Source organism: Thiomonas sp. 13-64-67 (genome assembly GCF_002282795.1).
Taxonomy (GTDB): Bacteria; Pseudomonadota; Gammaproteobacteria; order Burkholderiales; family Burkholderiaceae_C; genus Thiomonas; species Thiomonas arsenitoxydans.
On record NZ_NCKP01000058.1, the window covers coordinates 12,032 to 23,091 of the forward strand.

General features: G+C 61.5%; 12 protein-coding genes. 2 read left to right on the forward strand and 10 right to left on the reverse strand.

What is annotated here, in order from left to right:
- Nucleotides 1–90: 90 nt before the first annotated feature.
- Nucleotides 91–633 (forward strand): NUDIX hydrolase, encoded by a 543-nt coding sequence (locus B7X30_RS12600; RefSeq protein ID WP_013105391.1) that lies wholly within the window; start codon nucleotides 91–93, stop codon nucleotides 631–633.
- Nucleotides 634–647: 14 nt separating this feature from the next.
- On the opposite strand, the gene B7X30_RS12605 is transcribed toward B7X30_RS12600, so the two are convergent.
- A complete protein-coding gene (locus B7X30_RS12605) occupies nucleotides 648–1,388 on the reverse strand; it encodes a sulfite exporter TauE/SafE family protein (RefSeq protein ID WP_156053050.1) in 741 nt (246 codons plus the stop codon).
- Nucleotides 1,389–1,446: 58 nt separating this feature from the next.
- Between B7X30_RS12605 and B7X30_RS12610 the strand changes: the two genes are divergently transcribed.
- On the forward strand, nucleotides 1,447–2,184 hold the full coding sequence (locus B7X30_RS12610) for a helix-turn-helix domain-containing protein (protein WP_013122765.1): 738 nt from the start codon (nucleotides 1,447–1,449) through the stop codon (nucleotides 2,182–2,184).
- Between the two features lie 58 nt (nucleotides 2,185–2,242).
- Here B7X30_RS12610 and B7X30_RS12615 read toward each other — a convergent pair whose 3' ends face one another.
- The 9 genes from B7X30_RS12615 to B7X30_RS12655 form a co-directional block, all read right to left on the reverse strand.
- Entirely contained in the window at nucleotides 2,243–2,722 is a 480-nt protein-coding gene (locus B7X30_RS12615) for a FixH family protein (RefSeq protein ID WP_286730969.1), read from the reverse strand.
- 26 nt (nucleotides 2,723–2,748) lie between these two features.
- Nucleotides 2,749–4,167, reverse strand: coding sequence for a cytochrome c oxidase accessory protein CcoG (ccoG, locus tag B7X30_RS12620; RefSeq protein WP_286730970.1), 1,419 nt, complete (start codon nucleotides 4,165–4,167; stop codon nucleotides 2,749–2,751).
- 107 nt (nucleotides 4,168–4,274) lie between these two features.
- Nucleotides 4,275–5,219, reverse strand: coding sequence for a cytochrome-c oxidase, cbb3-type subunit III (gene ccoP / locus B7X30_RS12625; protein ID WP_286730971.1), 945 nt, complete (start codon nucleotides 5,217–5,219; stop codon nucleotides 4,275–4,277).
- Complete coding sequence (locus tag B7X30_RS12630) at nucleotides 5,216–5,410, reverse strand: CcoQ/FixQ family Cbb3-type cytochrome c oxidase assembly chaperone (RefSeq protein WP_013105385.1); 195 nt, start codon at nucleotides 5,408–5,410, stop codon at nucleotides 5,216–5,218. The genes ccoP and B7X30_RS12630 overlap by 4 nt, the downstream gene beginning before the upstream one ends.
- Before the next feature lie 9 nt (nucleotides 5,411–5,419).
- Nucleotides 5,420–6,061 (reverse strand): cytochrome-c oxidase, cbb3-type subunit II, encoded by a 642-nt coding sequence (ccoO, locus tag B7X30_RS12635; protein WP_013105384.1) that lies wholly within the window; start codon nucleotides 6,059–6,061, stop codon nucleotides 5,420–5,422.
- A gap of 19 nt (nucleotides 6,062–6,080) precedes the next feature.
- Nucleotides 6,081–7,523: a cytochrome-c oxidase, cbb3-type subunit I gene (gene ccoN, locus B7X30_RS12640; RefSeq protein WP_286730972.1), complete on the reverse strand. Its 1,443-nt coding sequence runs from the start codon at nucleotides 7,521–7,523 to the stop codon at nucleotides 6,081–6,083.
- A 170-nt stretch (nucleotides 7,524–7,693) separates the two neighbouring features.
- The gene (gene ccoS, locus B7X30_RS12645) at nucleotides 7,694–7,912 is read right to left on the reverse strand and encodes a cbb3-type cytochrome oxidase assembly protein CcoS (RefSeq protein WP_286730973.1); all 219 of its coding nucleotides are present in this window, start codon (nucleotides 7,910–7,912) and stop codon (nucleotides 7,694–7,696) included.
- A 9-nt stretch (nucleotides 7,913–7,921) separates the two neighbouring features.
- Nucleotides 7,922–10,426 (reverse strand): heavy metal translocating P-type ATPase, encoded by a 2,505-nt coding sequence (locus B7X30_RS12650; protein ID WP_286730975.1) that lies wholly within the window; start codon nucleotides 10,424–10,426, stop codon nucleotides 7,922–7,924.
- A gap of 185 nt (nucleotides 10,427–10,611) precedes the next feature.
- Nucleotides 10,612–11,060, reverse strand: a 449-nt coding sequence (locus B7X30_RS12655; RefSeq protein WP_286730976.1) for a DUF3418 domain-containing protein, incomplete at its 5' end; no start/stop codon positions are given.

An 11,060-nucleotide genomic window follows, 5' to 3' on the forward strand; every position in this document is an offset into this window, starting at 1 on the left:
GCGTTTAGGGCTTCTGTGCGATGACGGCACCGGGTTGGCACTGCATTGGGTTTGAAAATAAACTGCCCTTCTGCACACAGCCAAGCCCCCATGCACAATCCGCCCATACGCCATTGCACCGCTTGCGGCTCGCCGGTGATCTACCGCGTGCCTGAAGGCGATTCCCGTCCGCGCGCGGTTTGCCCGGCCTGCGGGCACATCCAGTACGAAAATCCGCGCAACATCGTCGGCGTCATACCGGCTTGGGGGCAACAGGTTTTGTTGTGCAAGCGGGCGATCGAGCCGCGCTATGGTTTGTGGACCTTGCCCGCGGGCTTCATGGAAATTGGCGAAAGCACCGAAGTGGGCGCCCTTCGCGAGACCCGTGAAGAAGCCGGTGCCGAAGTGGCGTTGAAGGGGCTTTACGCGGTCATCAATGTGCTGCCCGCGAATCAGGTCTATTTCTTTTACCGGGGGCAACTCACCCAGCCCCAATGGCAAGCGGGAGAAGAGAGTCTCGATGTCCAGCTTTTTCACGAAGCGGACATTCCCTGGGAGCAGATCGCCTTTCGCAGCGTGGCGCAAACATTGCAGCGCTACTTCGCAGACCTGCGCGCCGGGCACTTCCAGATTCACACCTTCGACATCGCCTAAAAGCTGGGGCTCGCTCAGGCGCAGCCGCCCATCGGCAATTCGCTGCCCGCATGGAACAGTTTCCAGAAGCCATAGGCGGCAAACAACAAGAGCAACGTACCGGCAGCCAGGTGAAACCAGCGCTGATTGGTGCGCTGACTTACCCAACGCAGCGTGTGACCGGCAAACAGCATATGCGGCAGAGTGCCCAGGCCGAAGGCCAGCATGGCCAGGGCACCCTCCCAAGCCGTAGCGCTGAGAAACGCCAGAGAAAGCGCGGAATACACCAGTCCACAAGGCAGCAAACCCCAGAGTAGCCCGGCGCCCAGCCGTTTGGGAAAGGTGTTGAAGGGCAGCAGCCGCGATAGCAAGGGCTGAGTCAACCGGGTCAATCCGCGCCCAACCCAACTGCCGCCGAGCCACTTCTGCTGCCAGGCCAGCCAGCGCGGTGAAAGCACCTGTTGCAGGATCATCCATAGGCCCACCGCAACGAGCACCAGGTTGCCAAGGGTAAAAAGGCTCAGTTGCACCGGCCGCGCGCTTGCGGCCCACACCCCAGCCCCGATCAAACCGGCGATTCCCCCCAAAATGGTGTAGGACAACACCCGTGCGCCCTGTAATTGCAGCTGATTTTGAAACAACTGACGCGCCGGAAGGAGCACATGCTCAGTGGATGCGCGCTCGGAGGCCACCACCAGTCCCCCGCACATGGCGGCGCAGTGCAGCCCGCCTGTGAGGCCCATCAACAACAGGGTCAGTGGAATGGTTGTATTCATGGTGTTCTGCTGTATTCTGTAAACATCAACTGAAGCAAATATCGCGACATCCAAATCTATGAAATCGACCCCGACCCCCACCGCCACGCAGATGGAAAAACCCCATCCTTGCGATGTGTGCTTTCAAAGTAAGTTCTGCCTGCCGATCGCGCTGCAGCCGTCGGAGATGGGGCGTATCCGAGACGTGATTCAGGCAACCGTGCGGGTGCAGAAGGGCGAAGCGCTTTTCAGCACCGGCCAGGCCATGACCAAGGTGTATTCGGTGCATGCAGGATCTTTCAAATCGTATGTCACCAGTTCCGACGGACGCGAGCAGATTGTCGGTTTCCACATTCCCGGTGAGTTGATGGGCCTGGAGGGTCTGGGGCAGCACACCTATTTCACCGACACGGTCGCGCTCGAAGATAGCGAGGCCTGCGAAATCGATCTGCGTGCGCTGGAAACCACCACGCGCGACCTGCCCGCACTGCAGCATCAGCTGCATTGCATCGTCGGCGGCAAGTTGGTGCGGGCGCAGCAAGATCAGTTTTCTCTGGGCAGCATGCATGCAGATGAGCGGCTGGCCCGCTTTCTGCTCGACTTGTCCGAACGCTTCAAGGCCCGTGGCCTGTCGCCCGATGAATTCGTCTTGCGCATGAGCCGCGAAGAGATTGGCAGTTATCTCGGCTTGAAACTGGAGACGGTCAGCCGTCTGATGTCCAAGTTTCACTCCGCGGGGTTGATTCATGTGGCGCAGCGCCAGATTCGCATCACGGATCGCCGCGCCCTCGCTGAATTGTTGATGCCGCAAACCTGATCACTCAGAGTGATAGCCAGTGAATATAGGGGCTCCGAGAGGAGCCCCTTTTTTTGGTTCAGACACCCGGTTCGAGCGTCAGCGTCGTCCCCGGAATCCAGACACCCGCCAGGCGCCAGTTTGCCGTTTCCACATGCACGCGGTAACGCACGGGCTCAAGGGGTGGGGAGAAGGCGCTGTAAGTACCTGAGGCGCCGCGGTGCAAGTCGATCTGCACGTCTTTCTGCTTGGACAAAGGATGACGCAACATCAAGTGCAGGGTGTCGGGAGCGATCTGCTGGTTGAGCTTGAGGTCAATGCGCCCGGCTGCGATCGAGATCTGTCCCGAAAGATGCAGGGCCTGGGCATGTCGCTCGCGCTGAATGTCACCGCCTACCGCGAGTCCCTTTTTGTAGTAGTGGTCGGTCACCAGGCTGTCGGGGGTGCGGCTGGCCAGATAGATGGTGTAGACACTGGCCAAAACCGCGATCAGGGGAAGCGCGATCAAAAACCAGGGCCATGGCTCACGGTACCAGGGGCGGGAAGCGGCGGTTTGCATGGAAACTTCTCCTGCGGTTCGGGTGTTCAAGGGACGATGAAGGTGGTCTTGCTCGACGCAGAGATCGGCTTTTCGCCTTCCGATGTGGCAATGATCTCGATTTTGTAAACCCCCTTCTTCGCATTGTCGACCGGAATAGTCACTTCCAGCGGCTCGAGAATATTGGTCGACGCGGGCAACTCGTAGGTATTTCGATCATGCACCGCCACGCCCTCCAGTCCCTTGACCTCGACGCGAATCTTTCGCGCTTTTTCCGTAGTGTTCATCAGCTGGATCTGATAGACGTTCTCGACCAGACCACCGGGAATCTCGCGCGACAGCACGCCGCGATCACGCATCACATTCATCTTCAAGGGGTCGCGCGTGGCCAGCCCGCCGACAAACAGCCCCACCATGATGAGCAGCAACGCCGAGTAAATGAGAATGCGCGGTCGCAGTAGATGCGCCCATTGCTGGCGCTTGCTCCACTTGTTCTTCATGGCGTTTTCGCTGGAGTAGCGAATCAGCCCGCGCGGATAACCCACCTTGTCCATGACCTGATCGCAGGCATCGACACAGGCGCCGCAGCCGATGCACATGTATTGCAGGCCATCGCGGATATCGATGCCCGTCGGGCAGACTTGCACGCAGATGCTGCAGTCCACGCAATCGCCCTTGCCTTGCGCGCGCGGGTCGACATGTTTGCCCCGTTTGCCGCGCGGCTCGCCCCGTTCGGTGTCGTAAGTGACGATGAGCGTGTCCTTGTCGATCATCACCGACTGAAAGCGGGCATAAGGGCACATGTACTTGCAGACCTGCTCGCGCATAAACCCGGCGTTGCCATAGGTGGCGAAGCCATAGAACAAAATCCAGAACGTCTGCCAGGGGCCTAGGTTTGCGCTGATGACCTGACCGGCCAAGGTCAGAATGGGCGTGAAGTAGCCCACGAAGGTGAAGCCCGTCCACAAGGCCACTGCAATCCACAACCCGTGTTTGAGCGCTTTTTTGCCGATCTTGCGGGCATTCCAATCGGAGCCGTCGAGGCGGATGCGTGCCAGCCGGTCGCCCTCGACCTTACGCTCGATCCACATGAAAATTTCGGTGTACACCGTTTGCGGGCAGGCATAGCCGCAAAACAGTCGCCCAGCGATGGCCGTGAACAAAAACAAACCGTAGGCCGAGATGATCAGCAGCAGAGCGAGGAAAATTACGTCCTGCGGCCAGAGAATCATGCCGAAAAAGTAGAACTTCCGGGTGGACAGATCGAGCAGCACGGCCTGACGGCCATCCCACTGCAACCAGGGCAAGCCGTAGAACAGCGCCTGGGTGAACACCACCATGAACACCCGCCAGTTATTGAACCAACCGGTGACGGAGCGGGAGTAGATTTTTTTGCGAACCTCGTACAGCCACTCTTCAGAGGCTGAAATATCGTCGTCGCTGGGTTCTGGCGCCTTGGCGTTCATCGCACGTTCCGGGCTGAAAAATACGGGACTGACTCAAGCGGCATCGGGGCGCATTTGATCTTGCGCCCCGATGTGGGTCAGAGAATGAAAAGAATCGAGGACTGGACTTACTTCGCCGCTTGCGCACCATGACTGATGCTGTAAACGTAGGCCGCAAGTAAGTGAATCTTTTCGGGCGAGAGAAAGTCTTTCTGCGCAGGCATCTGGCCGGCACGACCCTTCTCAATGGTGTGCGAAATGGTTTCGATGCTCGACCCGAACAGCCACTGCCGCTTGGGGTCGGCCAGATCGGGGGCGCCCAGAGCCTTGTTGCCTGTGCCGTCGGCGCCGTGGCAAGCCGCGCAGGCCGTGGCGAACAAGGGCTTGCCCTGAGCCGCCAGTTGAGCGTCGTGCTTCATACCGCTGAGGCTGCGCACATAATTAGCCACGGCGAGCACGCCGGGTTTGCCGCCAACCGCGGCCTCCATCGGCGGCATCATGCCCAAGCGGCCGTTGGTAATGGTTTCCACCAAAACCTCGGGGCTGTTGCCGTACAGCCAGGCATTGGCGTTGTGGACGGTCAGGTTGGGAAAGCCCTTGGTGCCCCCCGCGTCTGATCCATGACACTGGGAGCAATAGGTCAGAAACATGCGCTGACCAGTGGCCATGGCCGTGGGATTGGCGGCAAGTTCGGGAATCGGCGTTTTCATGTAGGCCGCATACAGGGGCTCAATGCGCGCATCGAACGCGGCCGATTCCTGCTGGTACATCTTGTCGCTGGAATACCCGAGGATGCCCTTGTAAAACGCCAGGCCGCCGTAGAGCGACAGGTAGATCACTGCAAAAATGAGCGTCAGGATGAACAGCCCCATCCACCAGCGCGGCAAGGGGTTGTTGAACTCCTGCAGATCACCGTCCCAGACATGGCCGGTCGTGGCGATGGGATTGCCCGCCTTGTCGCGAAACACGGTTTGCCGTGCTGTACCGCGCAGAAAAAGGAACAGGGCAACGATGGAAACAATGGTGACGCCGCCGATCCAGAAGGCCCACCCGGGGGAATAGAACTGGTTCATGATTTGGTCTTGTCGGAGGTCTTGGACTCATCGCCCTTGTCGAAAGACTCGGGCGGGTGATTCTTGGAATCGAGGAAAGGGATCATTCCGTCCTTTTCATGCGTCTTTTTGAACCGGGGCGAAAACGCCCACCACACGATGCCGGCGAAGACCACCATGGAGAGAACGAGAACGATCGAGCCGAAGGACATGGCGCTTCCTCAGTAGTTGATGTAGTTGGCCTTGGACTTGTAGTTGCTCAGCGCCGTGCCCAAACCCTGCAGGTAGGCGATCAGCGCGTCTTCCTTGGTCTTGCCTTCGAGCTCTTGCGGCGCCGCAGCGATCTCGGCTTCGGTGTAAGGCACGCCCAGAGTTTTCATGGCGCGCATCTTGGCCTGGATCTGATTGGCCTCGGCAGGCTGGTGCTGCAGCCAGGTGTAAGCCGGCATGATGCTTTCGGGCACCAGATCGCGCGGTTGACGCAGATGCAGGCGCTGCCACTCGTCGGAATACTTGCCGCCGACGCGGGCCAGATCGGGGCCGGTACGCTTGCTGCCCCACTGGAAGGGATGGTCGTAAACCGACTCACCTGCCACCGAGTAGTGGCCGTAGCGCTCGACCTCGGCGCGCAGCGGGCGGATCATCTGTGAGTGACAGAGGTAGCAGCCCTCGGCCAGATACACGTCGCGACCTTCGAGCTGCAAGGCGGTATAGGGCTTGACGCCGGGAATGGGCTGGGTCGTGCTCTTGTCGAAGAACAGGGGCACGAGCTGAACCAGCCCGGCGATACTGACGACGATTGCCACCAGCACGATCATCAGACCCACGTTCTTCTCGATGGTCTCGTGATTAAAAGTTGCCATGAATATCTCCGAATCGTGATCAGGCGTGGGCCGCGCTCAGTGCGGGCACCGGGGCGTCGACGGGCTTGCCCTGGCGGATGGTTCGATAGGCGTTGTAGACCATCAGGCACATGCCGAAGAGATAGATCGAGCCGCCGATGGCGCGAATGACGTAGAGGGGAATGACCGCCTTGACGCTCTCGATGAAGCTGTAGGTCAGCGAACCGTCAGCCTGCATGGCGCGCCACATCAGCCCTTCGGTCACACCAGCCACCCACAGCGAGGCGATGTAGAGCACCACGCCGATGGTCGCCGTCCAGAAGTGGACTTCGATGAGGCGCTTGCTCCACATCTGAGCCTGACCCCACAGGCGCGGAATCAGGTAGTACAGGCTGCCCATGGTGATCATGCCCACCCAGCCCATGGCGCCGGAATGCACATGGCCGATGATCCAGTCGGTGTAGTGACCCAGCGCGCTCACCGTCTTGACGGAGAGCATCGGCCCTTCAAAGGTGGACATGCCGTAGAACGACAGCGCGGTGATCAGGAACTTGAGGATGGGATCTTCGCGCAGCTTGTACCAGGCGCCCGACAGGGTCATCATGCCGTTGATCATGCCACCCCAGCTCGGCGCCAACAGGATGAGCGAGAACACCATCCCCAGCGACTGCGTCCAGTCGGGCAGCGCGGTGTAGAGCAGGTGGTGCGGGCCGGCCCACATATAAGTGAAGATCAGCGCCCAAAAGTGCACGATGGACAGACGGTACGAATAGATCGGGCGCTCGGCCTGCTTGGGGATGAAGTAATACATCATGCCCAGGAAGGAGGTGGTGAGGAAAAAGCCCACGGCGTTGTGGCCGTACCACCACTGGATCATCGCGTCCTGCGCACCGCCGTACACCGAGTAGCTCTTCCACGACAGCAGGCTGATGGGCAGCTTGATGTTGTTGACGATGTAGAGCAGCGCAATGGTGATGATGTAGGCGCCGAAGAACCAATTCGCCACATAGATGTGCGGCGTCTTGCGCTTCATGATGGTGCCGAAAAACACCACGGCATACGCCACCCAAGTCACGACGATCAGCAGGCTGATCGGCCATTCCTGCTCGGCGTATTCCTTGCCGCTGGTGATGCCCAGCGGATAGGTGATGGCGCAAAGCACGATGACCGCCGTCCACCCCCAGAAGGTGAACTCAGCCAGCTTGGGCGCGAACAGCGGCACCTGACAAGTGCGCTGCACGATGTAGTAAGAGGTCGCGAACAGCGCCGTACCGCCAAAACCGAAAATCACCGCATTGGTGTGCAGCGGACGCAAACGCCCCCAGCTCAGCCACTCCATGCCGTAGGTCATGTCGGGAAAGACCAGTTGCACCGCAATGAACACGCCAACCAGCATGCCCACCACGGCCCAAACCAGAGTCATGACGGTGAATTTGCGCACCAGCGCGTAGTTGTAAGTCTGTTTAAGCGTCAGATCGCTCATCTGCTCCACCTGTTGATAAGAAGTAACGAACCGTAATGTAGAGTATGGTCATTTACTTATGGACACACTGAATTGACATGTATCAACACATTTCATTTCGTAAGGGTAAGCACTAGGAAGTGGCCGGGGTCGCTGCGCTGTCAATGCGACACCTTGCCGCAATGTGCAGATCAAGTCCGTTGTTGCGGCCCTTCAGCGTCGGCAGACTTGTCGGCGTCTTTGTCGGGTAGCGACTCAGGTTTGGGTTTATCGTCGTCCATCAGAATGGCGTGGGCCGGACCTTCCAAATCGTCGAACTGACCGCTGCGCGCCGCCCACCACAGCACACCCACGATGAGCAGCACCAGCAGCACACTGATGGGGATGAGAATGAGCAGAGAGCCTTCCATGGCGCGCTTTCAAAGAGTGGGCGCAACACGATCGCGGCGCGCCAGGCGGGCTGCATTGAGCACCACCAGCAGCGAGGAGGTACTCATGCCAACCGCCGCCCAGACCGGGGTGATGAAGCCCGCCACCGCCAGCGGAATCGCCAGCAGGTTGTAGACCACGGCCCAGATCAGGTTCTGCCGCATCACGCCCACCGTGCGCCGTCCGGTGGCGACCAGCCGCGGCAAGGCGCGCATGTCCGGGTGATGCAAGATGACATCAGCCCCGGCCCGGGCAATCGGCGCGGCGCCGGCAAAGCTCACCGAGAGATCGGCTGCCGCCAGCACCGGGGCATCGTTCACCCCGTCACCCACCATCGCCACCACCCGCCCCTGCGCGCGCCATTGGCGCACGCGTTCGAGCTTGTCCTCCGGGCTCAGGCCGCCCTCGGCGCGCGCCACGCCGAGCCACGCGGCCCAGGCCTGAACGGTACGTACCGCATCGCCCGACAACACCGCAACCTCGGCGCCAGCGGCTTGCAGCGACTGCAAGGCCTCCTGCGCGCCGGGGCGCAGCGTTTCGGCGATGTCGAACACGGCCAGCGCACGCCCATCGAGGCTCAGGCCAAGACGGGTGAGCGGAATATCGCTGACTTCGGGTGGCTGCGCTTGCGCCACACCCGAGAAGGCCGCATGCCCCAGCCGCAGCGTCTGCCCCTGCCACACGCCCTGCATGCCGCCATGCGGCACAGCGCGCAAATCCTGCACCGTTTCTACGGCGTCGCCTTGCGCGGCAGACGCCATGAACGCCCGTGCGAGCGGATGCTGCACACCCTGCTCCAGCGCGCGCGCCAGCGCCAGCACCTGCTCACGGCTGTAGGACGGATCGAGCAGGCGCACGGCCGAGACAACGGGTTCGGCCGTGGTCAGCGTGCCGGTCTTGTCGAACAACCAGAGATCGACCTGCGGCGCACGGTCGAGCGCGTGCCCGCGTGCGAGCAGCACGCCGTGCCGCGAGAGTTGCGCGGTGGACGCCGCCAGCGCTGCAGGCACCGCCAGCGACAAGGCACAGGGGCAGCTCACCACCAGCACGGCCACCAGTGTCGGCACGATGCGCGCCGGATCGAGCCACCACCACAGCAGCACGGTAAGCGCAGCCACCGCCAGCAAACCCAGCGTGAACCATTGCGCGGCGATGTCGGCCAACTGGGCCGAGCGCGGCTTGCTGGCCAGCGCATGCTGCATCAGCTCGACCATCTGCGCGATGCGCGTGCCCGCGCCGGTTTGCGTGGCCCGCACGATCAGCGGCGATTGCCGGTTCATGCTGCCCGCCAGAATGGCGTCGCCCGCCTGTTTGGGCACGGCATGGCTCTCGCCGTTGAGCAGGGCTTCGTCCACCAATGACGCGCCCGAGATCACCACACCGTCCACCGCGGCTGCGCTGCCGCTGGGCAACTCCACCTCATCGCCCGCACGCACCTGGGTGATGGCCACACTGCGCCAATCTTCTTCGCCGCTGGCTCGCACCCGCACGGCGGCGGGCAGTTGTTCCATCAGTTCTTCGGCCGCGTTCAGGCTGCGCTGACGCAGGCCGTCTTCAATCAGGCGCGCGGTGAGCAACAGAGCAAGAAACATCACCACCGAATCGAAATACACATGGCTCTGGCCGTGCAGCACGCTCCACACACTGGCGGCAAACGCGCTCCACAGACCGAGAGTGACGGGCACGTCCATCCCCAGGCGACGGTTGCGCACGTCGCGCAGCGCCCCCATGAGGAAAGGCCAGCCGGAAAACAGCAAGGCGGGCAAGGTAAGCGCCAGGCTGCCCCATTGGAAAATGCCCTGCTCCGCCGCGTTGAGCCCCTCGGCATCGAGGTAGCCCGGCCAGGCGAACATCATCACCTGCATCATCGCCAGCCAGGCCACGAGGGTGCGCAAAATGGCCAGACGACGGGCGCGGCGGTGGTTGAGCTCGCTTTGGTGACGCGCGTTGGGCAGCGGGCGATAACCCACCTCGGCCAGCGCCTGAAACACCTGCGCCAGTTGTACGGTGTTGGCGTCCCACTGCAACGCCACGCGGCGGGTGGAGTAGTTCACCGTGGCGGCGAGCACGCCCGGAATGGCCCGCAGCCGCTGCTCGATCAGCCAGACGCAGGCGCCGCAATGAATGCCATCGACCGCAATCTGAGTGCTCCACCGGCCCTCGCCCAGCGACGTGGCATAGGCAGAGAGAAACGCCGGGTCGGCCAGCGCCATCCACTGTTGATGGAGTTTGTCGATCTCTTCGCGCGGCAGCGCGGCCAGCGCGCCTTCGCCCGCGGTGCGGCGGTCGTAATAAGCGCACAACCCGCCCTGCACAATGATCTCGGCGGCCGCCGCGCAGCCCTGGCAACAAAAGCTGCGCCACTGCCCGTCCAATTCCATGCGCACCGGCGCGTCGCCCAGAGGCAGGCTGCAGTGATAGCAGCCGGTCGCTTCAGCAGGGAGCTTCGGCATCTGATTGGGGGCGCCGGACAGGGGAAGGATGGAACTCGACATGATGACCATGCTAGAAACTGCGCCCTCACCTCGCCTTGAGATGTATCAAGAAGTATCTATACATTGTCGAGGGTATTCCCGGATCAGCCCAGATTGTTCATTAGGACACGGGATGATGGCGCGGCGGGTTGGGGATGGATTGGCGCCCGTGTAGGGGCAAAGCCCCGCCTAATGGACAGTCTGGATCAGCCCTGCCACTGCGCCCAGATTTTTTCCAGACGCTTGAGCGATACCGGCATGGGCGTGCGCAGTTCTTGGGCGAACAGCGACACCCGCAGTTCTTCGAGCAGCCAGCGCAGCTCTTGCAGGCGTGGCGGCAAGAGCCCGTGATAGCTCGCCGCCTCGCGCTGCCAGCGGGTGAGCCAAGGGGCGAGCTGGGTGCCGAGTTGCGCATCGCGGGCCGGATCGGTGCGAAATTTATCCAGCCGCCGCCCGATGGCCTGCAGATAGCGGGGAAAGTGCGCGATTTGCGCGGGCGGCGTTTCGGCGATGAAACGCGGGGGCAACAAAGCCTGTAGCTGAGCGCGGATGTCGGCGTGCAGCGCGGGTTGGTTCTTGAACGCGGCGAGTTTTTTCTGCACTTGCGCGTATTCATCCAGAATCTGCGCCGCCAGCCGCGCCATTTCGGCGGCCA